The organism is Methylobacterium sp. NPDC080182 (assembly GCF_050281105.1).
GTDB lineage: Bacteria > Pseudomonadota > Alphaproteobacteria > Rhizobiales > Beijerinckiaceae > Methylobacterium.
On the sequence record NZ_JBNNWO010000003.1, the window covers coordinates 328,591 to 351,331 of the forward strand.

At 68.6% G+C, this 22,741-nt stretch carries 27 protein-coding genes; 16 read left to right on the forward strand and 11 right to left on the reverse strand.

Annotated elements, in window-relative coordinates:
* Positions 1-179: 179 nt before the first annotated feature.
* The 8 genes from ACQKQD_RS07620 (at position 180) to ACQKQD_RS07655 (ending at position 7,234) form a co-directional block, all read left to right on the forward strand.
* Positions 180-542 carry a hypothetical protein gene (locus ACQKQD_RS07620; RefSeq protein ID WP_427507993.1) on the forward strand — a complete coding sequence of 121 codons (363 nt, stop codon included), beginning with the start codon at positions 180-182 and terminating at the stop codon, positions 540-542.
* A complete protein-coding gene (locus ACQKQD_RS07625; RefSeq protein ID WP_427507994.1) occupies positions 539-1,975 on the forward strand; it encodes a hypothetical protein in 1,437 nt (478 codons plus the stop codon). Before ACQKQD_RS07620 ends, ACQKQD_RS07625 begins: the two co-directional genes overlap by 4 nt.
* Before the next feature lie 30 nt (positions 1,976-2,005).
* Positions 2,006-2,332, forward strand: coding sequence for a hypothetical protein (locus tag ACQKQD_RS07630; protein ID WP_427507995.1), 327 nt, complete (start codon positions 2,006-2,008; stop codon positions 2,330-2,332).
* The gene (locus tag ACQKQD_RS07635) at positions 2,332-3,177 is read left to right on the forward strand and encodes a hypothetical protein (RefSeq protein ID WP_427507996.1); all 846 of its coding nucleotides are present in this window, start codon (positions 2,332-2,334) and stop codon (positions 3,175-3,177) included. Before ACQKQD_RS07630 ends, ACQKQD_RS07635 begins: the two co-directional genes overlap by 1 nt.
* 206 nt (positions 3,178-3,383) lie before the next feature.
* Positions 3,384-4,358, forward strand: coding sequence for a hypothetical protein (locus ACQKQD_RS07640; RefSeq protein ID WP_427507997.1), 975 nt, complete (start codon positions 3,384-3,386; stop codon positions 4,356-4,358).
* Entirely contained in the window at positions 4,348-4,584 is a 237-nt protein-coding gene (locus tag ACQKQD_RS07645; RefSeq protein ID WP_427507998.1) for a hypothetical protein, read from the forward strand. The genes ACQKQD_RS07640 and ACQKQD_RS07645 overlap by 11 nt, the downstream gene beginning before the upstream one ends.
* The gene (locus tag ACQKQD_RS07650; RefSeq protein WP_427507999.1) at positions 4,574-5,023 is read left to right on the forward strand and encodes a hypothetical protein; all 450 of its coding nucleotides are present in this window, start codon (positions 4,574-4,576) and stop codon (positions 5,021-5,023) included. Before ACQKQD_RS07645 ends, ACQKQD_RS07650 begins: the two co-directional genes overlap by 11 nt.
* Before the next feature lie 12 nt (positions 5,024-5,035).
* On the forward strand, positions 5,036-7,234 hold the full coding sequence (locus tag ACQKQD_RS07655) for a hypothetical protein (protein ID WP_427508000.1): 2,199 nt from the start codon (positions 5,036-5,038) through the stop codon (positions 7,232-7,234).
* Here ACQKQD_RS07655 and ACQKQD_RS07660 read toward each other — a convergent pair.
* The 4 genes from ACQKQD_RS07660 to ACQKQD_RS07675 form a co-directional block, all read right to left on the reverse strand.
* Complete coding sequence (locus ACQKQD_RS07660; RefSeq protein WP_427508001.1) at positions 7,231-7,554, reverse strand: hypothetical protein; 324 nt, start codon at positions 7,552-7,554, stop codon at positions 7,231-7,233. The genes ACQKQD_RS07655 and ACQKQD_RS07660 overlap by 4 nt on opposite strands.
* Positions 7,555-7,594: 40 nt before the next feature.
* Entirely contained in the window at positions 7,595-8,254 is a 660-nt protein-coding gene (locus ACQKQD_RS07665) for a hypothetical protein (RefSeq protein WP_427508002.1), read from the reverse strand.
* A 100-nt stretch (positions 8,255-8,354) separates the two neighbouring features.
* A complete protein-coding gene (locus ACQKQD_RS07670; RefSeq protein ID WP_427508003.1) occupies positions 8,355-8,741 on the reverse strand; it encodes a hypothetical protein in 387 nt (128 codons plus the stop codon).
* Positions 8,742-8,808: 67 nt separating this feature from the next.
* Positions 8,809-9,006 carry a hypothetical protein gene (locus tag ACQKQD_RS07675; RefSeq protein WP_427508004.1) on the reverse strand — a complete coding sequence of 66 codons (198 nt, stop codon included), beginning with the start codon at positions 9,004-9,006 and terminating at the stop codon, positions 8,809-8,811.
* Positions 9,007-9,101: 95 nt separating this feature from the next.
* On the opposite strand from ACQKQD_RS07675, the gene ACQKQD_RS07680 reads away from it, so the two are divergent.
* Genes ACQKQD_RS07680 through ACQKQD_RS07695 form a run of 4 tightly spaced genes read left to right on the forward strand, consistent with a single transcriptional unit; the run spans position 9,102 to position 10,382 of the window.
* Entirely contained in the window at positions 9,102-9,464 is a 363-nt protein-coding gene (locus tag ACQKQD_RS07680) for a hypothetical protein (protein ID WP_427508005.1), read from the forward strand.
* Entirely contained in the window at positions 9,461-9,754 is a 294-nt protein-coding gene (locus ACQKQD_RS07685) for a hypothetical protein (protein WP_427508006.1), read from the forward strand. The genes ACQKQD_RS07680 and ACQKQD_RS07685 overlap by 4 nt, the downstream gene beginning before the upstream one ends.
* A complete protein-coding gene (locus tag ACQKQD_RS07690; protein WP_427508007.1) occupies positions 9,751-10,209 on the forward strand; it encodes a hypothetical protein in 459 nt (152 codons plus the stop codon). The genes ACQKQD_RS07685 and ACQKQD_RS07690 overlap by 4 nt, the downstream gene beginning before the upstream one ends.
* Positions 10,200-10,382, forward strand: coding sequence for a hypothetical protein (locus tag ACQKQD_RS07695; RefSeq protein WP_427508008.1), 183 nt, complete (start codon positions 10,200-10,202; stop codon positions 10,380-10,382). The genes ACQKQD_RS07690 and ACQKQD_RS07695 overlap by 10 nt, the downstream gene beginning before the upstream one ends.
* A gap of 661 nt (positions 10,383-11,043) precedes the next feature.
* On the opposite strand, the gene ACQKQD_RS07700 is transcribed toward ACQKQD_RS07695, so the two are convergent.
* The 3 genes from ACQKQD_RS07700 to motA form a co-directional block, all read right to left on the reverse strand.
* On the reverse strand, positions 11,044-12,114 hold the full coding sequence (locus ACQKQD_RS07700) for a cache domain-containing protein (protein WP_427508009.1): 1,071 nt from the start codon (positions 12,112-12,114) through the stop codon (positions 11,044-11,046).
* A 936-nt stretch (positions 12,115-13,050) separates the two neighbouring features.
* The gene (locus ACQKQD_RS07705) at positions 13,051-13,911 is read right to left on the reverse strand and encodes a flagellar motor protein MotB (RefSeq protein ID WP_056532644.1); all 861 of its coding nucleotides are present in this window, start codon (positions 13,909-13,911) and stop codon (positions 13,051-13,053) included.
* A gap of 22 nt (positions 13,912-13,933) precedes the next feature.
* Positions 13,934-14,797, reverse strand: coding sequence for a flagellar motor stator protein MotA (gene motA / locus ACQKQD_RS07710; RefSeq protein WP_020092314.1), 864 nt, complete (start codon positions 14,795-14,797; stop codon positions 13,934-13,936).
* A gap of 328 nt (positions 14,798-15,125) precedes the next feature.
* Here motA and dusA point away from each other — a divergent pair, with 328 nt between their 5' ends.
* Positions 15,126-16,145, forward strand: a complete 1,020-nt coding sequence (gene dusA / locus ACQKQD_RS07715) for a tRNA dihydrouridine(20/20a) synthase DusA (protein WP_427508010.1) — start codon at positions 15,126-15,128, stop codon at positions 16,143-16,145.
* 21 nt (positions 16,146-16,166) lie between these two features.
* On the opposite strand, the gene ACQKQD_RS07720 is transcribed toward dusA, so the two are convergent.
* From ACQKQD_RS07720 to cobS, 3 genes are read right to left on the reverse strand one after another with little or no spacing between them, the layout of a single operon-like run.
* Entirely contained in the window at positions 16,167-16,859 is a 693-nt protein-coding gene (locus ACQKQD_RS07720) for a retropepsin-like aspartic protease family protein (protein WP_427508011.1), read from the reverse strand.
* Positions 16,856-17,068, reverse strand: a complete 213-nt coding sequence (locus tag ACQKQD_RS07725; RefSeq protein ID WP_020092317.1) for a DUF1289 domain-containing protein — start codon at positions 17,066-17,068, stop codon at positions 16,856-16,858. The genes ACQKQD_RS07720 and ACQKQD_RS07725 overlap by 4 nt, the downstream gene beginning before the upstream one ends.
* Positions 17,069-17,120: 52 nt before the next feature.
* Positions 17,121-17,954 (reverse strand): adenosylcobinamide-GDP ribazoletransferase, encoded by an 834-nt coding sequence (gene cobS, locus ACQKQD_RS07730; protein WP_427508012.1) that lies wholly within the window; start codon positions 17,952-17,954, stop codon positions 17,121-17,123.
* 86 nt (positions 17,955-18,040) lie between these two features.
* Between cobS and cobT the strand changes: the two genes are divergently transcribed.
* On the forward strand, positions 18,041-19,081 hold the full coding sequence (gene cobT / locus ACQKQD_RS07735) for a nicotinate-nucleotide--dimethylbenzimidazole phosphoribosyltransferase (RefSeq protein ID WP_020092319.1): 1,041 nt from the start codon (positions 18,041-18,043) through the stop codon (positions 19,079-19,081).
* Between the two features lie 139 nt (positions 19,082-19,220).
* On the opposite strand, the gene ACQKQD_RS07740 is transcribed toward cobT, so the two are convergent.
* The gene (locus tag ACQKQD_RS07740) at positions 19,221-20,813 is read right to left on the reverse strand and encodes an ABC transporter substrate-binding protein (protein ID WP_427508013.1); all 1,593 of its coding nucleotides are present in this window, start codon (positions 20,811-20,813) and stop codon (positions 19,221-19,223) included.
* 117 nt (positions 20,814-20,930) lie between these two features.
* On the opposite strand from ACQKQD_RS07740, the gene ACQKQD_RS07745 reads away from it, so the two are divergent.
* Both ACQKQD_RS07745 and ACQKQD_RS07750 read left to right on the forward strand, forming a co-directional pair.
* A complete protein-coding gene (locus ACQKQD_RS07745; protein WP_427508014.1) occupies positions 20,931-21,608 on the forward strand; it encodes a GntR family transcriptional regulator in 678 nt (225 codons plus the stop codon).
* A 104-nt stretch (positions 21,609-21,712) separates the two neighbouring features.
* Positions 21,713-22,666: a dihydrodipicolinate synthase family protein gene (locus ACQKQD_RS07750; RefSeq protein WP_427508015.1), complete on the forward strand. Its 954-nt coding sequence runs from the start codon at positions 21,713-21,715 to the stop codon at positions 22,664-22,666.
* The last annotated feature ends 75 nt before the right edge of the window (positions 22,667-22,741 follow it).

Below are 22,741 nucleotides of genomic sequence, written 5' to 3' on the forward strand. Positions count from 1 at the left end.
GGAAGCATACCCCTCGCGATCGTGCAGCAGACGTTGCGCAGTCTCGTCGCCAATCACCAGCAAATGGAACCCCTAGGAACGGCGGGGAACGTCTAGGAACTACTTCACAAAACGATAGACTTTGCGCCAATACTCAGGTATAAGCCCAAGTCATGAACGGGCCTGATCTGAAATCGACGATGAAGACCCGCCACGCCGGCACCAAGGCGGCGGTGTCGAACGGCTCCCGCCTTCATCTGCTGCGGCTCGACGGCCGCACGTTGGAGGGCCGTCGCTTTACGGACCTCGTCGAGGCGCTGACGGCCGAGCGCGGCGGGCATGACGCTCTGGACACGGCCAAGCGCCAAGCCATCCGCATGTACGCGCAGCTCGCCGTGGAGCGGGAGCGCATCGAGGGCGAGCGCGCCTCCGGCAAGCCGATTGATGCGGAGGCCTACGGCAGGCTGTGCGACCGCGCCGACCGGCAGTTCCGCCGGATGGGTCCGCCGAAGGCTCCGGAGCGCCCCGGCCTGCGTGATCGCTTCGCGAGGCGGTCAGCATGAACCCGGCCTGTCGCCCCCTCTGCACCATGCGGGAGGCCCTGGCCGATCCCGCCATCTTCGCGGAGATCCTGCCGGGTGAGACCTGGGCGCCGTGGCGCGCCATCTTGATCGCCTCTCGGGGCGAGGCTCTGACCGACGACGAGCGGACCATCTTCACCGACCTGACCGGCCGCGAGCGCGAGCCTGAGCGCCCCGTGGATGAGCTGTGGGGCATCGTGGGCCGTCGCGGCGGCAAGTCCCGCGCATTCTCCGTGCTGGGCGCCTATCTGGCCGGGCTGGTGGACTACAGCGCCGTTCAGGCCCCGGGCGAGCGGATCAAGCTCCCGATCATGGCCTCCACCACGGTCCAGGCCGCCAAGATCTTCTCCTACATGCTGGGCGTCTTCGAGCACTCGGCCGAGCTGCGCGACATGGTGGACGGGGATCCGACCTCGGAGACCATCCGGTTGCTGTCCGGCGTCGACATCGAGGTCCGGCCGGCGAACTACAAGACGATCCGCGGCGAGACGTTGGCGGGCTGCCTCGCGGACGAGGTGGCGTTCTGGCACCTGGAGAACAGCGCCAACCCGGACACGCTGATCCTTGATGCAGTGAGGCCTGGTTTGGCGACGACGGGCGGCCCGCTCTGCGTGCTGTCCAGCCCCTATGCCCGGAAGGGCGAGCTGTACCGCACCCATCAGCGTGATTTCGGGCCGACCGGCGATCCGGCAGTGCTGGTGCTGCGGGCGCCGTCGCAGACCATGAACCCGAGCCTGGACCCGGCGGTGGTGAAGCGGGCCTACACCCGCGACCCGGCTGCGGCCTCGGCCGAGTACGGCGCCGAGTTCCGGGCGGACGTGGAGGCCTTCATCAGCCTGGAGGCGGTGCAGGCGTGCATGGCGGGCGACCTGCTGGAGCGGGCCCCCGCGCCGGGCCTGACCTATCAGGCGTTCTGCGACCCGTCCGGCGGCGGCGCGGACAGCATGACGCTGGCGATCGGGCACGCGGAGAACGGCATCGCCTACCTCGATGCGGTTCGGGAGATGTACCCCGGCGGCTCGCCGGACGCTGTGGTCTCCAGCTTCGCGGATCTGCTGAAGACCTACGGCTTGGGCTCTGTGACGGGCGACCGGTACGCGGGCGAGTGGCCGCGGGAGCGGTTCCGGGCGCATGGGATCGCCTACGAGGTGTCCGAGCGCTCGAAGTCCGACATCTACCGCGAGTTCCTGCCGGTCCTGAACAGCCAGCGGTGCAGCATGCTGCCGGTGCCGAAGCTGGAGCAGCAGCTCGTTTCACTGGAGCGCCGCACGAGCCGCGGCACGGGCCGGGACATCATCGACCACCCGCAGGTGAAGGGCGCGCACGACGACGTGGCGAACGCCGTGGCGGGCGTCCTCGTGCTGCTCGCGTCCAAGCCGTCGATCCTCGACCTCTACGCACGACTAGCCGGATAGGAGTCTGAGACCGTGACTGACCGAAACGCTGTGAAGCGTCTCATCGAAACCCAAGGGCCGGCGGCAGCCCGCTACCAGTTCGGCGATGCCGTCGTGACGGACGTGATGCTGAAGGGTGTCTCCGCAGATCTGCGGACACCCACCGTCACCCACGATTGCGGCTGCGGTGGCACCTGTGGGTGCGGCGGACACGGCCACATCCACCCCGCTCACACGAATGACCGCGAGTCCCGGCGGGCGGCTCGCCGTGCTGCGCTGGCCGACGCGGTTCGCGCGGGCGTCGCCGATGCCATTGCCAGCCATGACCATGAGCGCCGGATGCGCGCCTTCCTCCAGTCCGGTCGGAGGGCTGGCTGATGGCTTACCTCGACCGCATGGGGCGCGAAGGCGTCCGCGAGCTGGTAGACAACGGCGAGATCGCCACGCCGGATCAGCTAGCCGAACGCCGGGCCCGCCTCGAAGAGCGGCGCTTGCGCGAAGTCCCGCCGAGCGCGCCCGCGATCCGCGAGAGCGACGTGTCGAACGAGGCCGAGCTTCGCGATGCGCTGCGGCTCGCCATTGCCGATCGATCCGCCGCGGAGGCCGACCACGCCAAGGCCGTCGCCGCGCTCTGTCGGGGCCGGGACGCGCACAGCCAGGCTGTCGCCGCCGTCCAGGCCGCAGGCGCCGAGGTGGACCGGATCGGAGCCGACCTCGCGGCGCGCTTCGCAGAATGGGCGGCCGGAGAAGGCGACGAACCGGAGCCGACGGCCGACAGCGATCCCGGTGCTCACGCCCGCCACGTTGCCGCGCAGTCCCGCGCCGCGTCGGCTGAGCAGGCCGTGGAGACGCTGGCCGCGACGGAGGCTGCACGCAAGGCCATGGTGACGAACGCCAACCTTCGCGTGCAGCAGGCCGTCCACCGCGTCGCAAGCCTGACGGCGGAAGTCATCGCCCGCCGGGTGGAGGCGATGCGCGCGGAAGCTGACACGCTGGCCGCCGGTATCACGCATCTCGGCGCACACTTCGGCCCGAATGCCACGGCCGGCGCGATCTATCACACCGCGACCGCTCGCGTGGTCGGCGGCGGCATCGGGGCTCCTCGGATCATCGGGCAGGAAACAGCGGCAAACCGGGACATGCGGTGGGCATGGGGCGAGTTCGTCCAGGCGCTGCACACGGACCCGGAAGCGAAGTTGAGCCTGCCGGTCGCAGGCCAGTGAGACACTGGGTTGAGCGCGTCTGCTTTGGTCGGGCGGCGTGTTCCCTGGTGCGTGCGGTCGACCATGCCGCGCGGCGCCAAGTCGTGAGTGGCGCATAAGTAACCGCGAATGGGAAGCGGACTGTGCTCCGCAGTTCGGCAATTCTCACAAGAAAGCCCCCGGCGCATCATTCCCAATGTGCCGGGGGCGACAGCAGAGAGGCGGGCATGACTGATCAATACCTGCGCAATATGTCCGTCGAGATCCAGGGCGGCAAGACCTTCACCTATCGCGGTGACGAGAACGGCGGGCAGGGCCTGCGCATGACGTTCGAGATCACCATGCGCGATATCAGCGCGCCGAACGTCGCTAGGATCGGGGTGTTCAACCTCGCGGACAGTAGCACGCAACCCGCGTTTTTCGTCGGCAAGCGGGTGAAGGTGAGCGCCGGTTACGTCACCGGACAGAGTTATGTTCTATTCGACGGCGAGATTATCCAGGCCCGCAATCTTCGCGTGGATGTGACGGACAAGGTTCTCGCGATCCTCGCGACCGACAGCAGCACGCCCCGCAATTATGCGATCGTGAACAAGACGCTCTCAGCCGGCCACACACACAACGACCGCGTGATGGCCTGCTTTGAGCCGATGAAAGCCATGGGCGTGGGGCTCGGCTTCATCGATACGGAAGCCCTGACCAAGATCAAGTTCCCGCGCGGAGCCGCACTATTTGGGAACGCGAAGGATTGGCTCCGCCAGACCTGCGCGGCGACGCGGACCTCGTGGTCAATTCAGCAAGGCAAGCTCCAAGTCTTGTCGAACGACAAGGCGCTGCCGAACGGCGATATCGTCCTGAACAGCCGGACCGGGCTGGTCGGTCTGCCGGTGCAGACCATTCAAGGCATCGAGGGCGTGTGCCTACTCAACGGTAACATGGTCCCCGGCTGTGTCGTGCGGATTGATCAGAAGTCTATCCAGCAAGCTGAGTTCGACCCGAGCCTAGCCGGCGCCCCGAACAACAAGTTGCTGGAACAGACCGGCGTGTCAGCCGATGGCAGGTACAAGGTTCTGTACGTCGGACATGTCGGTGATAGCCGGGGCGAACCGTTCTTCACCAACTTTATCTGTGTGAAGATCGAGAACGGTCGGGTGCCCTACGCGATGGCGCAACGTGGAATTGGGATGCCCGCCAATGGACAGTGAGAACAACCTAGATCCGCAAGTCATGTTCGGGGCGATGAACGGCGCCCGTGCAGGTTTGGCGCACTTCGGCATCTCGGCCAACGACGAGATTTGCGCTCAAGTCGCGGTCGCTGTCCTGACGGGATTTGCTATGTGCCGGGGGCTTGAGCCCGAAAGCCTGGAACGGCTCCGCGACATCACTTTGCGAGCCTGGGAAGCATCGGAGAAGCGCAGCCATGACGCATGAAGTCGAGATCGCCGGCAACCGCTACCGGGTCGGCCGGATGCCCGCGCAGACGGAGACCCGCATCCTGCGCCGGTTCGCACCCGCGCTCGCGGAGGCCGTGCCGCTCGTCCTGGCGCCCGGCAAGGGACTGAAATTCCGATCCAACATCGACGTTCCGAAGGTCATTGAGAAGGTGTTCCGGGCTTGGGGCGCCCTGACGGACGGCGACACCGATCTGATTGAGCGCTCGAGCTGCGGATGCATGACGCGCGAGCACGGCGGGGAATGGCTGCCCGTGTGGCCGAAGGGCGACCCGGAACCGGCCTTCGCCGATATCGACGGCGCGGCCCTAGAGACGATGGTCGGCTACGCGCTCGGCTTCACAGTTATGCGGTGGGTGGAAGGTGGCGGCGACATGGTGCCGGCCGAGATCCGCGCCGTCATCGGCAAGCTGCACTAAGGGGGAACGACTATGGACGACTGGCTGAAATCCTTCTCCGTCGCGCTCGGCTTTCAGGTCGACACCGGCTCGCTCAACACGGCCAAGAAGTCCATTGCGGACTACGAGGCCGCCGTGAAGGCCGCCGAGAAGCGGATCGAGGACGCCCGGTGGGCGGGTGCGAAGTCCGAGCAGGAAATCGCCAAGCTCACCATGGAGACGAACCTCAAGGAGGCACGCGCCGCCCTGGCCGCCGCCGAGCAGAGGGAGAAGGGCGAGCAGGAAGCCGCTCGCAAGCGGGACGCTCGGCACAAGGAGTTCATGGCCGGCATGTCGAAGCTGGCGCTGGCCGCGACGGCGATGGCAACCGCCGTGAGCTACGCCGCCAACGCGGTCACGCGTTCGTTCGACAGCCTCGGGTTCGTGTCGCAGCGGACAGGCGCGTCCGTCCAGGCGCTCAACTCGCTGGGCTACGCCTTCAAGCAGGTGGGCGGAACGTCCGAGCAGGCAATCAGCGCTGTCGAGAGCTTCTCAAAGGCGCTGCGCGAGAACAGCGGCGTCAAGTCGTTCGTGGAGGGCCTTGGCGTCGACACCACCAAGGACACCGCTCAGCAGCTCCTCGACACGGTGGAGAAGCTGAATAAGGAGCCCTACGACGTAGGCTTTCGGTATGCCGGATTGGCTGGCATCTCGGAGGAGAATTATCAGCTCATCACCAAACAGGGCGAGGCCCTACGGCGGTACAAGGCCGAGCGGGACGCGCTGACGAAGGATCTCGGCGTCAACGAAGAGGCGGCGGCACGGGCATCCATGGATTTTCAGCGGTCGCTCACGCGGCTGCAGGCGACCGTATCGATCCTGAGCGACAAGCTCCTGGTGAGCCTCGCGCCGGCTCTGAAGGCCATCGTGGACCGCTTTCAGGACTGGATCCGCTCCAACCCTGAGAAGGTCGAGCGGATCATGGACGGCATCTCAAAGGCCGTGGTGTGGGTGGCGGAGAAGATCGGCGCCCTGGTCCAGTCGTTCACCGGGGCAAACGGTGACGCGTTCATGAAGCGTTGGGAGGCATTCGGGGACCGCATCCGGCAGTTCGCCGACAACATCGAGCGCATCGCCAACGGCATTGAGAAGATCGCCCGGTTCCTCAACTGGGCGTCGGGCACAAAGACGCCGCTCGGCGATCCGCAACGGACGGCCGACATCCTGAACCAGATGCGACGGGACCGTGGTGACACGGACGTTCCAGCGGTCGTCGTGACCCCCGGCGCGTCGCCGGGCCCGGTTCGCGACCGCCGGTCATGGTGGCAGCGTCACGCCCCGACAGCCCTCGGCGGCCAGTCAGATCCCAACGCGCCGGAGCGTACCGGCCTGCGGCGCCGAGGTGACCGCAATGCCGAGGCGATCGGTCGGCTCAACCCGCGCGCCGCCGAAGGCCCCGGACGCTATCGGCCGGAGTACAAGCTGAGCGACGCCGATCTGAGCCAGCGCACTGCGGATATCATCGCTGGCGAGGCCATCCGCAGGAACCCCGAGAGCATCGATGCCGTCATCAACAACATGCTCAACCGTGTCGGGTCGAAGGGATGGGGGCCGAGCCGCAATCTGCAGGAGGTAGCGACGGCACCTGGGCAGTATGAGGCTGCCTGGAAGGGGTCCGGGGCCAGCCCTTCCGAGACGGAGTTCATCCGGTCGCGCATCAGGGCTATCGCGTCTGGCGGCATTCCAGACAACACCAACGGGTCCAACGCCTTCAGGGCCTCAGGCTATCGAGGGCCGTGGTTCCAGAGGAATGCGAATGCGCCCGTCGTTGGGGGCAATCGGTTCGGCTACGAACCTGGCGTTCCGAACGGACCCTACGCGCCATACAGCACTCCGAAGGACGTCCCGCCGCCCAAGCCCGCAGACGCGAGCGCGTTCCCGATCAAGGTCACTGCGCCCAAGATCGAGATCAGAGGTGCGGAGGGTGCGAGCGCGCTGCCGCAGATCCGCATTCCGCAACGGATGGATCCCGGCGGCTTCGACGTGAATGCGCTGTTGCGGCCGGACCCTGCCATTTCGTCGGCCGTGCAGAACAGCACGGTCACGAACAACCGAGCGGTGCATCAGACGTTCAACACCAAGACCACGATCACGGGGGCCGACCGGCCGCAGGAGTCTGCGCGCGTCATGGAGAAGGCCTTCAGCCGGATGCACGATCTGGCTTTGATGAATGCGCAGTCCGCGACGGTCTAGCGGCGGTCGCGGCAGATAGGCGTGCGGGGATTGGCTTTGCAGTAGGCCGCATCCCCGCCCGCACTGGAGCCGAACCCGACGATGGCCGGCGGCTTGTCGCCGAGGCACATCAGGGAGAGGCGAAGGGCTCCCACCTCGGGTAGGTACTTCCCGCTTTCCATGACGCCCCACATCTCGCGAGCCTCCTCGCCCTGGGCGGCTGCCCATCGCTGGCACGCCTCAGCGGTCGCAGGTGACGGTAGGGGCGTGAGCATGGGCATGTTCGCCATGGCCGGCGCGGAGAATGCGGCGAGGATCACGGCGGCGAGGGCGTAGCGCATGGTGGTTATATGGTCGCTATGGTAGCGCTTCCTAGATCGCTCAGAAGTTCTTCGCCGGCAACATCACTGCAGCTGCATACTTGAGATAACCTCTCCCAAATTCCGTTACTTCATAAATTATGCCCATGTTACTGATTTCTTTGACTGTAAACAGATCAGTTTCCAGAAGAAATTTCGTCCAATCGTCAAACCCGATGTTTTTGTATACCTCAGAATGAAGCGAGGCTGCGCGATTATAAGTTTCCAGCAACAAAATCTTCCTTGCGAGGCCACCTGTCATATTTGCCTGCTGCAACGCCATGAACTGACTGGCGAATATCAGCCTGTGTATTTGCTCGTAGCTCCGTTCCGTCGCTGCAATCGCAAATAGCCGCTTCATCGCCTCAAGCTGATCAGCAGTAGTCTTCATGTTTGTTTGTTCGAGAATATTGTCTATCTTCCCATACTCCTTCGAATATGCCGGATCCATAGAAGAAAATTTGTTGGCGTTGGCAATTTCTTTATTTAGGTTGGTATCTTCTAAAACGCTTATTTGCTGAATTGGCGGCTGCAATTCAGTTTTTACGCCAGATGCGCCCCCTTCAAGTCGAGTTATTCGGCGAATAAAATCGGCCAGCGGCGTTTGCAAAAGATAAACAGCATAGGACGCAAATATTGGCCATGCAATAGCACTCAATATAGCGGCAATACCCAGAAGCATAAATATTCCTTAAAAACATTGCGACATCGCACAATGCTGCAATGCGCGATGTCGTCCGATGCTAGCCCGATAAATTACCTATTGGGCAACCTAAGCGGCTCTAGGCTTTGTCGAGATCACTTTCGCGAACGCTAAACCGATCAACTTCGAACTCTTCAACTTGAGTCCCGTGATGATCGCGAGCAGTTTCTAATTGTCGGCGCCAACTATCGCTGGAATAAGGACTGATAGCAGGATCGCATTCAACGAAAATTTCTGTCGCAGAACCGACCTTAGGCTCACCCGATGTAACTCCGGCGGTCTCAGGATGCTTAAGCCGCCACCAAATCTTTCGCACAACAGCATCCTCTCCATAAGGAGGACGCTTGTCGGGCCGCTGTATAGAAATATAGTCACCTACTCTTGGAACGTCAGGAAGGTCAAAAACCAGACTATAGTCTGGTTTCAGACGGCCGGACTCGCGGATAACAACGATCACTTGAGGCATCGCTTCGCCTGGTTCGTTGGAGACAGGTCGGCGATCTTGGACTAGCCTTAGCTCGCGCACAAGTTGCTTAAATGCGCTTTGCCCTCAATGCCTCCTCGACAAGGCGGCGAATGGCCTCGGGGCGCGACGGCTGCGGCTCCGGCTGAGCCTCAATCCAGGCATCCAATGGGGCGAGCTGATCGGAATGCATGCGCACGACGATCTGCGTGCCCTTGCCGGTCGGGGCTGGGCCGCGGCGTTTCTTTGCTAGCAAGGTTTCTTGCATCCACATACCAACCGTGATAGCACAGTAGCGAGCCGGCGGGAAGGTAGTAGCTCCCGCACCGGCTCTAACCACCAACCGCACCAGGAGTGCTGTTCATGGCTATCCACCACCCTACACCGCCCCTCGGCGGCGGTGAACGCCCGCGCTTGCCTTCAGCACAGGTAGGACCGGTCACACAGGCCATCCGCGCGATGCGGTCGGCCGAGCCGCACAATTCTCGCCACCTTGGCGACAATTCCGCTCACGGCATCCGTGCCCTGTCCCGCACCGAGGTCGAGGACCTGATCGGCAGCCTGATCGACCTCCTCGATGCCATGGACGGAGACGCGGACGCAGAGGACGTCGACGTGGATCTGGAAGACGGCTACGACGCCGAGGGCAATACCGACGACAACGGCATCGCCGACTACGACGCGATCGGCGAGCAGGGCTTCCCGGGCTACGGGGGGTGCGCATGACCGCCGCCCGAACCCCGACCGAGCTTGCTGCTTGGAACGAGGAATTAGGCAGACGCTATCGCGAATGCGAAAGCGATATCTGCGACCTACGGCTTCGCGGCATCGTCCTTGAGGCGTTCTTCTCTGAGACCATCAGGGAGACGGACGGCGCGCCGAAGTTCGGCAAGAACGTCACGATCGTCCTGACCAAGGAACAGATCGAGGCGCTGGATTTCCTGATCAGCCAGCAGCAGACGCAGGTCCTGGCTCTCCACCGCCGCTTCTATGCCGACGTGGAGGGCGAGCAATGACCGCCTCCACCCGCCGCGCCGCGCTCGGCGCCATCCTCGCGGCTCCCCTGGCCTCTGTGCCGGCGCTAGCCGCTACGCAGAACCTACCGGAAGCGGAAGCCCGGTTCATCGCCATCGGCCCGCAGCTCGTGCCGTTGCTGGACGAGTTCGATCGACTCTGGGCCATAGCCAAGGCTGCGCATGCGGACTGGTGGAAGGCAGGAGAACACCTGCCACGCCCACGCTGGCCAGCGATGGAGTCCCTGCCGGAGTGGAAGATCTACTCTGATCTCGTCGAGCCGGCAGAGAAGGTGGGGGACGCAGCCTGGGCTCTATATGACCCGTTCGACGGCCTCCATCTGACTTCACTGCAAGCCGTGCTGCTGCGATGCCGGTGGGCTGCGAGCTTCGATCTCGAAGAAGAGGCGATGGCCGACATCAAGCGGCTCTGGCGGGAGGGCACGATATGCGCCTGATCTACGCCTTCCTCGCGGTCCGGATGCTCCGGCTCGCCCGCTTCGACCTGTTCCGGCACGAACTGCTGATGGCCGACGCAGACGCGGCCCTGGCTCGCTCGCGGGATCGGGTGCGGATCGCCGAGGCCCTGGCCGCGCGGGCGGACCTGCCGTCGCTGGGGCTGCTGCGGTGACCAAGGGTAGGAGATCGGTCCCCCACCTTGTCAGGCGCCGAACAGATCGGAACGCTCGGCAAACTTATGTTGAATTCAGCACGAACAGACCGGGGCTGAATGGGGCACAACGCCCCAACACCCTCGATCGCCGATCTGGGCAGCGAAACGGAAACGGTTTCCGTTTTGCCGAGCGGCATGAGCATCCACGCCCGCCCGTCGGCCGATCGGGGGCATGCCTAGAGCAGGCGTGGAAGATCAGCGAGAAGCCGACGCGGGCGGCTATGACCGAGGTCGCAGCAGTGCACAAGTTAATTGTGCGTCATCTAGAAACCGGAGCTACGCATCCACGCCCGCCCGAACTGCTGGGGGCGAGCTATGAGCGGGCGTGGACAGCCGACCAACCGCCCCCTCAAGGCGAGCCGACGCCGTCACCGTAAACTTAAGCGTGTAGGGCGAACACAGCTTTTGATGCGCCGAGCCGAATTTCAACATCCACGCCCGCCCTCGACAGCTGAGGGGCATATCTGCGGACGGGCGTGGACGGCCAGCGGGGGCTTAGGCCGCCGGCCGGGCGACCTACGACGGCCAAGCTTGCTGAATTGTGTCTCGTTCACGAAATCGCGAGCGAAAACCGCGCAGCCAAATACCTAGGCATCCCCCACCGTGCCACTGAAGCCGCTCATGCGGCGCGGGATAGAGTGTGGGTAGGACGAACATCCCGAGGGCTAAGCCACTCATGATTAACGGTGTTTCTGACGGAACCCGAGGCCGACAGCTCCTCGGTCGCCGCCGCCACCGTCTGCACGTTGGCGGCGGCCTGCTGCGCCGCCCCGGCGGCCGAGCCGGCCTGCCGCGACGCCTGCGCGGCGGTGTCGGCCATCGCCCGACAGGCCTCCCGCATGCCGGCCGCGGCGGTGTCGACCCGTGCCAGGAGCTGGCTCGCCTCGGTGTCGAAGCTGCGGGTCACCGCCTCCATCCACTGGGCCCGCTCCTGCCGACGCTCCTGCTCGGCGCGCTGCTCGGTCGACAGGGTCCGCGCCTCGATCATGCTGTCCCGGAACACGCCGGCGGCCTCGGCCATCTGGCCGATCTCGTCGCGCCGGCCGAGACCCGGGATGGCGACGTCCGTCGCGCCGCCGGCGAGGCGGCGCAGGGCGGCCGTGAAGGCGCTCAGGGGGCGGGTGATGCTGCGCGCCAGCAGGAACCCGACCAGCCCGATCCCGATCGCGAGGGGGATCAGCCAGAGCAGGGTGGTGACCATCCGCGCCCGGTCCAGGGCGTGGATGTCGTCCACGTACAGGGCCGAATTGATGACCCATTGCCAGGGCTCGTAGGCGAGCGAGTAGGCGACCTTCGGGGCGGGCTCGGTCTCGCCGAGGCGGGCCCAGCGGTACTCGGTGAAGCCGCCGCCCTCCCGGGCGTGCTGGATCATCGTCCAGACGAAGGTCTTCTTCATCGCCGCGTCGTCGCGGGACCGCGTGCCCTCGATCTTGGGATCGGGATGCACGACGTTGCGGCCGATGTTGCCCGGCTCCGAGCTGTAGACGAAGACGTAGTCGCCGCCGTTGTAGCGCATGGCCCGCAGCGCCTCCGCCGCGCGCCGCCGCGCCTCGTCGGCCGAGACGGCGCCGGCCTCCGCCTGCCGGGCGAACGCCGCCACGATGCCGTGCGCCGACTCGACCTGGGCGCGGATGGCGGCCTTGCGCCCCTCCATCATCACCGCGCCGACGGACGAGACCTGGACGCCCACGATCGATATGAATGCCAGAAGGATGCTACTGATAAGACAAAATATCTTTCTACCGATCGACATATCAAATATTCCTAAATATAAATAAAGCTACACCGCGAAGCTCGCGGATCGAATCAACTGTCCTTCGGCGCCGCGCCCGCCGATCATCTGCCGAACATTGGAATAATTCCATTCCGGCCACACATGTGAGATATGCTTCATCGCGCTCCCGGCGGAGCGGTCGGCCGGGACGATCGACCTCGTCGCGGACGGTCTCGTGCCGCCGTCGCACGGCCCGCGGGCGCCGATCGGCGGGCCGGACCGCGAGCGGTCAGGCCAGTCGAAGGCGGCGACGGACGCGCGCATCGCGGCGCCGGAGCGGGCGAGGCAGGAACACGACGTTCGAGAGGTGCACGCCGCGCGACACGCGGCGGGCCAGCGAGCCGCCGGTCGTCCACGCCCGCCCGTCGGCCGCGCTCGACCGGCTGCTCCGGGCGGCCTGCCGCCGGTCCGCTCCCGGGAGTCAGGGCGGGGGAGGCGGATTGCGCACAGGTCCCGGCGGTGAATCGTCGGACGCTATCACGCCCCGTGGAGCGCGAGGCGCGCGGCCCGACCGCGACATCGATTTCCGGCGTCCCGGCCGAGAGAATGCCCGGGGCTGACCCGGATCGCGCCGGTGCGGCCTCGAACCCGGAGGCTCCGAGCGCGGCGGGCTCAGGAATCGCGGTGCCGCTCGCGGGCGACGTGCGCGCGCCGCCGCGCCGTCAGCCTACCGCCTCGGCGCGGCGCGGGCGCTCGGCCCGGTCGCCGGCCACCCGCGCCGCCTCGACACCGCGCGCCGGAAGCGACGCGGCGGCGCGCGGTCCCGCGCGGAGCGCGTGACGCGCCGCGGTGACGTGAGGCGGCATCGACGGCGCGCCGCGTCGCGGTCCGACGCGGCGCGCCGCTCCGGCGTCAGCGGAGAAGGTTCGGGGGCACCGGCGGGCTCGCGTTGAGCAGCGTGATCGTCACCCGCCGGTTCGGCGCGAGATAGGGATTGTCCGGGAAAACCGGCTCCGTGTCGCCGCGTCCCGACACGGAGGAGAAGTTGTCGTTGGGAACCCCGGCACCCGACAGGACCTCGCGCACGGCGAGGGCACGCCCGGCGGAGAGGTTCCAGGGCTCGCCGGCCCGCGTCGAGCCCGGGCGCGCGACGGCCGTGTAGCCGGTGATCGACAGGCGGTTGGGCAGCCGCCGGATGGCGGGCGCGAGGGCCTCCAGCACGCGACGGGTGCGGTCGTAGGGCTCGACGGACCCCTCGCGGAACATGGAGCGGCCGTCCTGGTCCACGAGGGAGACGTTCACGCCCTCCTTGGTCTGCTCGATCACGATGTTCTTCGACAGTTCGGCGATGTCGGGCATCGTCTGGAGCGCCTGCCGGAGGCTGGCTATGGCGCTGAAATTGGCCTCCACGTTGGCGACCGGGCGGCTGGCATCGACGTCGCTGACGCGCCCCGGGCTGGTCGGGCGCGTGATCTCCTCCCGCTCGGCGGAGCCCCGCTCCGCGTCGCGGGGCGTGGACGGCTTGTTGCCGGACGTGTCGAGGGCGGTCCCGTACAGGATTCCGCCGGCGCCGCTGGTCGCAGGGCTCAGAGCCGCCGGCGAGAAGTACTCCGCCAGGCCGATCTTCTGCTCCTGTGTCGTCATGCTGATCAGCCACATCAGCAGGAAGAACGCCATCATGGCGGTCACGAAGTCCGCGTAGGCGATCTTCCAGGCCCCGCCGTGGTGGGCGTGGGCGGCCTTCTTGACCTTCTTGATGATGATCGTCGCCATGGACTCCCTCCCGGATGTCGGATCAGCTCTGGGCGGGCAGAGCGGCGGTCGCCGCTTCCACTTCGTTGAAGGTCGGGCGGACGTCGCTCATCAGGGACTTGCGGGCGAACTCGACCGCCATCACCGGCGGCTGGCCGGCGATGTGGGCGAGCAGCCCCGCCTTGAGCGAGAGATAGTACTTGGACTCGGCCTCGAAGAGGCTCTTGAGCGACTGCGCCATGGGCCCGAAGAAGCCGTAGGCCACGAAGACGCCGAAGAAGGTGCCGACGAGCGCGCCGCCGATCAGGTGTCCCAGCACCTCCGGCGGCTCCTTGATCGCCCCCATCGTCTTGATCACGCCGAGCACGGCGGCGACGATGCCGAGCGCCGGCGTCCCGTCGGCGAGCGACTGCATGGCCGAGACGACGCGCTCCTGCTCCTGATGGTGCGTCTCCAGCTCCTCATCCATGAGCGCGTCGATCTCGTGGACGTTGTTGGCGCCCAGCGTCACCATGCGCATGTAGTCGCAGACGAACTCGACCGCGTGGTGGTTCGCCGCGAAGGTCGGGAAGGCGTTGAACAGCGTCGACTCGCCCGGATCCTCGATGTGCGGCTCGAGCGCCATCGCACCCTTCTGCTTCGCGAGCTTGAACAACGAATACTGCATTCCCAGCAGCTCGACATAGGATTGCTGGTTGTACTTGGGGCCCTTGATCAGCGTGCCCAGCATGGCGGGCACGGCCTTGAGCACCGGCCCGGTGTTGCCGATGACGAAGGCGCCGATCGCCGCACCCAGGATGATGACGAACTCGAACGGCTGCCACAGGACCAGCAGATGGCCGCCCATCGCCGCGTAGCTGCCGAAGACGCAGGCGAAGACGATCACTGTGCCGACGATCAGCCGCATGATGTGCCATCCTTGCGCGGCGACAGGTACAGCCCGCGCGACGCTACCAATGACCTGGGAAATCACTGATCTTGGTTAACGGCGCGTTTAGAGCCGCGGCGGCGCGCCGGTCGACGGTCCGGGCCCCGCGGTGAACCGTGCCGTCTCTTTTGACGACGATCCGGGCGTGATACCCCGTGGTCCCGTGCTTCCCCGCGGACTCGACGATGGTCCCCATCGCGCCCCCGCGGTGGGACCGGACGGGGCCGAGCAGGCACGGCACAGCCGGATTCCGAGCAGTCCGACGCCCGATGGGGCACGCCGAGGTACAGCACGAGAGCGACAGCAAGTGATTGCCGCAACGGAAGAACCCCGAACTCTCAGCGGATGGCGCTTCTCCGTCGCCCCGATGATGGACTGGACGGACCGCCACTGCCGGGCGTTCCACCGGTCCCTCTCGGCGCGCGCCCGCCTCTACACCGAGATGGTGACGACCGGCGCGGTGCTGCACGGGCCGCGGGAGCGCCTGCTCGGCTTCGCGGAGATCGAGCACCCGGTGGCGGTCCAGCTCGGCGGCTCGGACCCGGCGGACCTGGCGCGGGCCGCCCGGATCGCCGCGGATCTCGGCTACGACGAGGTCAATCTCAACGTCGGCTGCCCCTCGGACCGGGTGCAGGAGGGCCGCTTCGGCGCCTGCCTGATGCGCGAGCCGGCCCTGGTCGGCGACTGCGTCGCCGCCATGAAGGCCGCGGTCCCCGTGCCGGTGACGGTGAAGTGCCGGATCGGCGTCGACGACCAGGACCCCGAGGCGGCGCTCGACACCCTGGCCGACGCCGTGGTGGCGGCGGGCGTCGACGGGCTGATCGTCCACGCCCGCAAGGCGTGGCTCCAGGGACTCTCGCCCAAGGAGAACCGGGACGTGCCGCCCCTCGATTACGGCCGCGCCGCGCGGCTGAAGCGGCGGCTTCCCGGCCTGCCGATCGCGGTCAACGGCGGCCTGCGCGACCTGGATTCCGCGCGGGCGCGGCTCGCCGAGGTCGACGGCGTCATGGTCGGCCGCGCCGCCTACACCGAGCCGGCGCTCCTGCTCGGGGTCGATCCCGACCTGTTCGGCGTGCCGGCCCCGGCCCCCGACGCCTTCGCGGCGGTCGCGGCGTTCGAGCCCTACATCGCCGCGTGCCTCGCCCGGGGCGAGCGCCTCCACGCGGTCACCCGGCACATGCTCGGCCTGTTCAACGGCCGGCCGGGCGCGCGGGCCTTCCGGCGCCACCTCTCGACCCACGGGATGCGCCCGGAGGCCGACCTCGCGACCCTGCGGGAGGCGGTGGCGCTGGTCTCCCGCGCCGCCCCCGAGGCCCGCGCCGCCTGAGCGCCTTGCGCGGCGGCCCGGTCAGGGCCGGCGCAGGATCAGGCGGTCGCCCCGGACCTCGTAGCCGGAGAGCCGCGACAGGAAGGTCTGGCCGAGGAGGTTCGCCGAGAGCGCGCCCGGCTTGGCCACCATGGCGTTGACGCGCCGCTCGGTGATCGTCCCGACGCTGAGCGAGTCGAGCTGGGTCGGCGCCGCGTAGGTGATGCCGTTGGCGGTGGAGACGCGGGCGGTGAACTCGGAGGGCGCGGGCGTGAGCCCCAGCGCGGCGGCGTTCTCGGCGGTGAGCACGACGCTGCTCGCCCCGGTATCGAACAGGAAAGGCTGCACCCGGCCGTTGACCAAGGCGTCGACCCGGAAATCGCCGTCCGCCCGCCGGGTGACCGCGACGGCGCCGTCGCCGCTCGAGGTCGCGCTCCCCGGCCGGAGATCGCCGAGCACCCGGGCGCCGACATCCTGGATCCGGTCGCGGTAGCTGTAGCCGATCACCAGGGCGAGGCCGATCAGCGCCCAGGCCAGGAGCGCCTGCAGGTTCGCGCCGAGCCGGGCCGTGAACTGCCGCCAGAACCCGGCCACCACCAGGAGCAGGATCGTGCCGGTCCAGGCGAGGTTCGCCAACTGGTCGGGCTCGATCACGCCGCCGACGCTGTCGCTGCCGTCGCTGAGGACCAGGGCGACGAGAACCAGGGCGAGGGCCGCGAGGCCGAGATAGATCATGACGGCAGCGGCGCTTCCAGGGGGGTGAGGCCGGCGGCCCGCATCCGGGCGCCGAGCCCCGCCATCACGGCGCGGCGCCGGTCCTCCGACAGCGAGCCCCAGGCGGCGATCTCGTCGCGGGTCCGGCCGCAGCCGCAGCACAGGCCGGTCGCGGCGTCGAGGACGCAGACCTTGGTGCAGGGCGAGGAGGGTTTCGGCGCGGGCGGCATCGGTGATCCTTGGCCGGGGGATCGTGGCCGGGTCAAGACGCGGCGGCCTCCCTCAATCCGCCACGCCCGCCGTCGCCGCCACCAGGGCCAGCAGGGCGGCGATCTCCGCGACCTGCTGGCAGGCGCCGATGACGTCGCCGGTCTGGCCGCCGATCCTGGCGCGCGCCAGCCGGGTCAGGCCCAGGGCCGCGAGGCCGGCGCACAGGATCATCAGAGCGATCCCGCCGACAGGCAGGCCGAGGGGCACGGCGCCGAGCGCCAGCACCGCGCCGAGGCCCAGCGCGGTGGCGAGGCTCGCCCGGCCCGGGCGGCCGACCGAGGCGGAGAGGCCGCCCGGCCGCGCCGGCGCGAGCAGCACCATCGGGGCGAGGGCGGCGACCCGCGACAGGGCGGCCGCCAGGATCAGGCCGGCCACGGCCGCGTGGCCGATCCGGTCGAGGAGCGTCGCCAGGGCGCCGATCCGCAGGGCCAGCGCCAGGACCAGGGCGGCGCCGCCGTAGGCCCCGATCCGGCTGTCGCGCATGATCTCCAGGCGGCGCTCCCGCGTGGCGCCGCCGCCGAACCCGTCGGCGACGTCCGCGAGCCCGTCCTCGTGGAGGGCACCGGTCGCCACCACGGCGACCGCCACCGCGAGGGTCGCGGCCAGGAACGGCCCGAGCCCGACGGCCCAGCCGGCCGCCAGCACCAGGGCGGCGGGCAGCGCCAGGATCAGGCCGGCCAGCGGCAGCATCCGCGGCAGGGTGGTGAAGTCGGGGCTCCGGTGCGGGTCCGGCTCGCCGGGCAGTTGCGGCACCGGCAGGCGGGAGTAGAAGCGCAGGCACCCGGCGAGGTCGTAGAGGGCGCCGCGCCCGGGCCAGTCGGCCTCCCCGCCGGTCTGCCTGTCCATCGCGGCCTCTCGCATCCGCCCGCCACCGCGCGCCGCTCCCGTATAGTCTCCCCGTCCGGAGGCGCCCACAGGAAATCATCGCCGCCATGACCGATTCGACGACCGCTCCCGAACCCGGCCCCTTCGACGACATCCGCAACCTGCTGAAGGCGATGCCGGGCCCCGACGCGGAGGCGAAGGAAGCCGTCGCGGCCCGGGACGCGACCCTGACGAAGCCCGCCGGTTCGCTGGGGCGCCTCGAGAGCCTCGTGACGTGGCTGGCGGCGTGGCAGGGCAAGGCGCCGCCGACCTTCGACCGGCCGCTGGTCTGCGTCTTCGCCGGCAGCCACGGGGTCACGCGCCGCGGCGTCTCGGCCTTCCCGGACGCGGTCAACCGCCAGATGCTCGACAACTTCGCCGCCGGGGGCGGGGCGATCAACCAGATCTGCGCGGCCTACGGCCTCGGCTTCAAGGTGTTCGACCTCGCCCTCGACATGCCCACCGGCGACATCGCGGAGGGGCCGGCCCTCGACGAGCGCGCCACGGTCGCCACCATGGCGTTCGGCATGGAGGCGGTGGCCGCCGGCACCGACTGCCTCGGCATCGGCGAGATGGGCATCGGCAACACCACGGTGGCGGCCGCCCTCTACGCCGCCCTGTTCGGCGGCGATCCCGCCCACTGGGTCGGGCGCGGCACGGGCGTCGACCGGGACGGCCTGTCCCGGAAGGTCGCGGCCGTGGAGGCGGCGCTCGCGCACCATGCCGGCCACCTCGACGACCCGCTCCAGGTCCTGGCGCGCCTCGGCGGCCGGGAGATCGCCGCCATGGCGGGGGCGATCCTGGCCGCGCGGCTGCAGCGCATCCCGGTGGTGATCGACGGCTACGTGGCGACCGCCGCCGCGGCCGTGCTGCACGCCGCCGACCCAAATGCCCTCGATCACTGCCTCGCCGGCCACGTCTCGGCGGAGGGCGCCCACGCGGAGGTTCTGGAGCGGCTCGGGCTGGTGCCGCTGCTGGCGCTCGGCATGCGCCTCGGCGAGGCCTCGGGCGCCGGCATGGCGATGGGCCTGCTGAAGGGCGCGCTCGCCTGCCACACCGGCATGGCGACCTTCGCGCAGGCCGGCGTGTCGGGGAAGGGCGCGGGCTGAAGACGCGCGGGCACCTGCGCCCTCGCGTGTTTGCGAGCGGAGCGAAGCAATCCAGCGGCGCCACGCCCATCAGCGGCCCGCTGCCCTGGGTGGCTTCGCTGCGCTCGCAAAGACGAACCCTCCTCGGGAGCGCCCGGACTCAGGCGGTCTTCTCGATGTTCCAGAAGAACTGCACCGGCGCCATGACCATGCCCTTGAGCTTCGCGCTGACCGCCATCGGCTGCTGCACGAGGCCTGCCGGGGCGTAGGGCACGACCGCGAAGGCCCGCTCCTCGATGCGCGCGGCGAGCGCCTTCTGCTGCGCCTCGTCGCTGGTGGCGATCCAGTCGCTGCGCAGGCCCTCCAGGGTCGGGTCGTCCGGCCAGCCGAACCACGCCGCCTGACCGTTGGCGCGGATCAGCGGGTGGAGCGCCGGGTTCAGCACGTCGGCCCCCGACCAGAGGGTGTGGAACAGCGACCAGCCGCCGGCATCGACCGGCCCGCGGTTGCCGCGGCGGGCGATGAAGCTGCCCCAGTCGGTCGAGACCAGATCGACGTTCATGCCGAGCTGCTTGAGCAGGTCCTGGGTCACCAGCGACTGGTTGTAGGCGATCGGCTGGTCGGCCGGGGCCAGCAGCACCACGCGCTCGCCCTTGTAGCCGGCCTTGGCCAGCATCGCCTTGGCCTTGGCGAGGTCCGCCTGCATGGCCGCGGCCCCGCCGGCCCCGGTCGACATCGGCGAGCCCGGCGTGAAGAAGGTCTTGGCCTCCCGGTAGTATTCGGGGCTGCCGACCACCGCCTGCATGTAGTCGTCCTGCTTCATGGCCATCATCACGGCCCGGCGGATCTCGGGATTGTTGAACGGCGGCTGCGTGTGGTTGAACCGCATCAGCAGGATCAGCCCGAGCGGCACGTTGCGGATCTCGATCCCCGGCTTGCCCTTGAGGACGGGGATCAGGTCGATCGCCGGCTGCTCGTACCAGTCGACCGCCCCCTGGATCATCGCGCCCACCGCCGCCGAGGCCTCGGTGATGGCGAGCCACTCGATCCGGTCGACCTTGGCGACCTTGCCGCCGGCCGCCCAGGAGGGCGCCTCCTCGCGGGGGCGGTAGCCGGCGTGGCGGGTGTAGATCGCGTTCTGGCCCGGGATCCACTCCCGCGCCTCGAAGCGCCACGGCCCGGAGCCCGTGGCGTCGGCGATCGGCTTGGACGCGTCCTGGAGGGCGACGCGCTCCGGCATGATGAAGGGCACGTTCGAGGACAGCTTGCCGAGCGCCGCCGGGAGCAGGGGGAACGGCTTCTTCAGCGCGACCGTGAAGGTCCGCGCGTCCTCCTGGCCGTAGCCCTCCACGAAGCCCGCCAGGGTCTGGCCGAACGCGTCCCGCTTGGACCAGCGCGCGATGGACGCGATGCAGTCCTTGGCCTCGACGGGGGAGCCGTCGTGGAACGTGAGGCCGTCGCGGAGATGGAAGGTCCAGCGCAGGCCGTCGGGCGCGGTCTGCCACTCGCTCACCATCTGCGGCTGGATGCGGAAATTCTCGTCGGTGGCGAACAGCGTGTCGTAGACGAGATAGCCGTGATTGCGGATGACGTAGCTCGTGGCGACGATCGGATCGAGGGACGGCAGGGGCGTCGACGGGATGAAGCGCAGCACGCTGCCGCCGCCGGGCTGGGCCCGGACCAGGAGCGGGAGGCCGAGGCCGGCGGCCGCGCCTGCGGTACCGGCCAGGATCTGGCGGCGGGAGAGCGTCATCGCGGGCACCCTTGTCGTGATCGAGCCCGTTGCCCGATTGATTTTATACAATTTCAACACCGGAGCTCCGCCGTCAAGGGTCCTGCGGGGCATCCGGGGTCGACCGGGAGCGAGACGATGAAGAACCGGACCATCGCGGGCTCGATCGGGACCGAGATCCGGCGACGCATCCTCGACGGCCGCTATCCGGCCGGGTCGCAGCTCCGGCAGGACGGCCTCGCGGCGGAGTTCGGCGCCAGCCGGATCCCGGTGCGCGAGGCCCTGTTTCAGCTGGAGGCCGAGGGCCTCGTGCGGATCCTGCCGCATCGCGGGGCCATGGTGGCGCCACTCTCGGCTGCCGACGCCGCCGAGGCCCTCGAGCTCCGGGCCGCCCTCGAGCCGCGCCTCCTGGCCCTCTCGGCGCCCCGCCTGACCGACGACGACTACGCCCGGGCCGACGCCCTGCTGGAGGAGTACGCCGCGGCCCTGCGGGCGGGCGCGACGGCGCGCTGGGGCGCCCTCAACACGGAGCTGCACCTCCTCCTCTACGGCCGGGCGGAGCGGCCCCGCGCCCTCGGTCTGGTCGGCTCGCTGCTGGCCGAGTGCGACCGCTACACCCGCCTCCAGCTCTCCACCGACAGCGCCGAGCTGGAGCGGGCCGACCGCGAGCACCGCGAGATCGTCCGGCTGTGCCGGAACGGCCACGTCTCGGCCGCCTGCGCCCTCCTGACCGACCATATCGACCACGTCGCCGCCGCGCTGATGGCGTTCCTCGGCGCCGCGCCGGTCCCGGCCCGCGCGACAGAGATTGTATAAAATCCTTGCCAGACTCGCGCGGCGCTGCCATGGAGAGGCGTGCCGCCCCGCGAGGCCCGCGGGGCCGGCCGGGACGATCCCACCTCCCAGCAGGCGAGCCGGCGATGGCCTCCGATCGACACATCTTCTCCGGCACGATCCCGGCCCTGATGACGCCCTGCCGGCCGGACCGGACGCCCGACCTCGACGCCCTCGCGCGCAAGGGGCGGGAGCTCGTCGATGCCGGCATGTCGGCGGTCGTCTACTGCGGCTCGATGGGCGACTGGCCGCTGCTCACCGACGAGGAGCGGATGGCGGGCGTCGAGCGACTGCTCGCCGCCGGCGTCCCGGTGATCGTCGGGACCGGCGCCCAGAACCCGAAGCGGGCCGCGGCGCTCGCGGCGCACGCCAAGGCGGCCGGTGCCCACGGCCTGATGATCATCCCGCGGGTCCTGTCGCGCGGCAGTTCGTCCGCGGCCCAGGAGGCGCATTTCGGCGGCATCCTGGAGGCGGCCGTCGACCTGCCGTCGGTGATCTACAACAGCCCCTATTACGGGTTCGAGACCCGGGCGGACCTGTTCTTCCGCCTGCGCGCCCGCCACCCGCACCTCGTCGGCTTCAAGGAGTTCGGCGGCGCGGCCTCGCTCACCTACGCGGCCGAGCACATCACCGGCCAGTCGCCCGACATCACCCTGATGGTCGGCGTGGATACCCAGGTGGTGCACGGCTACGTCAATTGCGGCGCCCGGGGCGCCATCACGGGCATCGGCAACGTCCTGCCGCGGGAGGTGCTCCACCTCGTCTCCCTGTGCGAGAAGGCCGCCGCGGGCGACGTCCGGGCCCGGCGCCGGGCCGAGGAACTCGACGCCGCGCTGGCGATCCTGTCGAGCTTCGACGAGGGGACCGACCTCGTCCTCTACTACAAGCACCTGATGGTGCTGGAGGGGAACCCGGAATACGCGCTGCACTTCAATGCCACCGACGCGCTCAGCGCCGGTCAGCGCCACTACGCGGAGACGCAGCTGCGCCTGTTCAAGGCGTGGTACGCGCAGTGGTCGGAGGCGGGCGCCGGGGCCTGATCCCCGGCCGCGCCGCCGAACGCAGGGCAGCCCGCCTTTGCGCGGGACCGCCCGTCGGCGCTATGGCGGGGGCGA

Coding starts and splice junctions, on each gene's coding strand:
- ACQKQD_RS07620 (WP_427507993.1), top strand. CDS start 180: ATGAAGACCCGCCACGCCGGCACCAAGGCGGCGGTGTCGAACGGCTCC.
- ACQKQD_RS07625 (WP_427507994.1), top strand. CDS start 539: ATGAACCCGGCCTGTCGCCCCCTCTGCACCATGCGGGAGGCCCTGGCC.
- ACQKQD_RS07635 (WP_427507996.1), top strand. CDS start 2,332: ATGGCTTACCTCGACCGCATGGGGCGCGAAGGCGTCCGCGAGCTGGTA.
- ACQKQD_RS07640 (WP_427507997.1), top strand. CDS start 3,384: ATGACTGATCAATACCTGCGCAATATGTCCGTCGAGATCCAGGGCGGC.
- ACQKQD_RS07645 (WP_427507998.1), top strand. CDS start 4,348: ATGGACAGTGAGAACAACCTAGATCCGCAAGTCATGTTCGGGGCGATG.
- ACQKQD_RS07650 (WP_427507999.1), top strand. CDS start 4,574: ATGACGCATGAAGTCGAGATCGCCGGCAACCGCTACCGGGTCGGCCGG.
- ACQKQD_RS07655 (WP_427508000.1), top strand. CDS start 5,036: ATGGACGACTGGCTGAAATCCTTCTCCGTCGCGCTCGGCTTTCAGGTC.
- ACQKQD_RS07660 (WP_427508001.1), bottom strand. CDS start 7,554: ATGCGCTACGCCCTCGCCGCCGTGATCCTCGCCGCATTCTCCGCGCCG.
- ACQKQD_RS07665 (WP_427508002.1), bottom strand. CDS start 8,254: ATGCTTCTGGGTATTGCCGCTATATTGAGTGCTATTGCATGGCCAATA.
- ACQKQD_RS07670 (WP_427508003.1), bottom strand. CDS start 8,741: ATGCCTCAAGTGATCGTTGTTATCCGCGAGTCCGGCCGTCTGAAACCA.
- ACQKQD_RS07675 (WP_427508004.1), bottom strand. CDS start 9,006: ATGCAAGAAACCTTGCTAGCAAAGAAACGCCGCGGCCCAGCCCCGACC.
- ACQKQD_RS07680 (WP_427508005.1), top strand. CDS start 9,102: ATGGCTATCCACCACCCTACACCGCCCCTCGGCGGCGGTGAACGCCCG.
- ACQKQD_RS07685 (WP_427508006.1), top strand. CDS start 9,461: ATGACCGCCGCCCGAACCCCGACCGAGCTTGCTGCTTGGAACGAGGAA.
- ACQKQD_RS07690 (WP_427508007.1), top strand. CDS start 9,751: ATGACCGCCTCCACCCGCCGCGCCGCGCTCGGCGCCATCCTCGCGGCT.
- ACQKQD_RS07695 (WP_427508008.1), top strand. CDS start 10,200: ATGCGCCTGATCTACGCCTTCCTCGCGGTCCGGATGCTCCGGCTCGCC.
- ACQKQD_RS07705 (WP_056532644.1), bottom strand. CDS start 13,911: ATGGCGACGATCATCATCAAGAAGGTCAAGAAGGCCGCCCACGCCCAC.
- motA (WP_020092314.1), bottom strand. CDS start 14,797: ATGCGGCTGATCGTCGGCACAGTGATCGTCTTCGCCTGCGTCTTCGGC.
- ACQKQD_RS07720 (WP_427508011.1), bottom strand. CDS start 16,859: ATGATCTATCTCGGCCTCGCGGCCCTCGCCCTGGTTCTCGTCGCCCTG.
- ACQKQD_RS07725 (WP_020092317.1), bottom strand. CDS start 17,068: ATGCCGCCCGCGCCGAAACCCTCCTCGCCCTGCACCAAGGTCTGCGTC.
- cobS (WP_427508012.1), bottom strand. CDS start 17,954: ATGGACAGGCAGACCGGCGGGGAGGCCGACTGGCCCGGGCGCGGCGCC.
- cobT (WP_020092319.1), top strand. CDS start 18,041: ATGACCGATTCGACGACCGCTCCCGAACCCGGCCCCTTCGACGACATC.
- ACQKQD_RS07740 (WP_427508013.1), bottom strand. CDS start 20,813: ATGACGCTCTCCCGCCGCCAGATCCTGGCCGGTACCGCAGGCGCGGCC.
- ACQKQD_RS07745 (WP_427508014.1), top strand. CDS start 20,931: ATGAAGAACCGGACCATCGCGGGCTCGATCGGGACCGAGATCCGGCGA.
- ACQKQD_RS07750 (WP_427508015.1), top strand. CDS start 21,713: ATGGCCTCCGATCGACACATCTTCTCCGGCACGATCCCGGCCCTGATG.